Consider the following 325-nt stretch of genomic DNA (forward strand, 5'->3'; position numbering starts at 1 on the left):
GAAGGCTTTCACCGGAAAATGAAACTGGTCCAACGTCGTGCGTATGGATTTAGAAACTTCGAAAACTACCGGCTCCGCGTGATCGCCCAATGCGGCTGAGACCCATCATCAATCCAACCTCAAAACCTCAACAAAAAGCCTCATCCCCAATCTTTGGTGTAGACCCAACAAAAAAGCCTCATCCCCAATCTTTGGTGTAGACCCCAAAAAAGCCTCATCTCCAATCTTTGGGGCTCATCCTCAAAGATTGGGGACATGAGGCACGGATGCCACCATGTCCCCGATGTTTGTTAACCTAAATTTAGGCCTGAAGGGTTACGACCCC

The 325-nt window shown here is 48.9% G+C and carries 1 protein-coding gene; it reads left to right on the forward strand.

The window, feature by feature from the left end; translation table 11 throughout:
* A partial coding sequence (locus tag JIN85_RS21125; RefSeq protein WP_200274575.1) for a transposase occupies positions 1–99 on the forward strand: 99 nt, incomplete at its 5' end.
* Between the last annotated feature and the right edge of the window lie 226 nt (positions 100–325).

Origin of the sequence: Luteolibacter pohnpeiensis (assembly GCF_016595435.1) — a bacterium.
In the GTDB taxonomy this organism is placed as follows: domain Bacteria; phylum Verrucomicrobiota; class Verrucomicrobiia; order Verrucomicrobiales; family Akkermansiaceae; genus Luteolibacter; species Luteolibacter pohnpeiensis.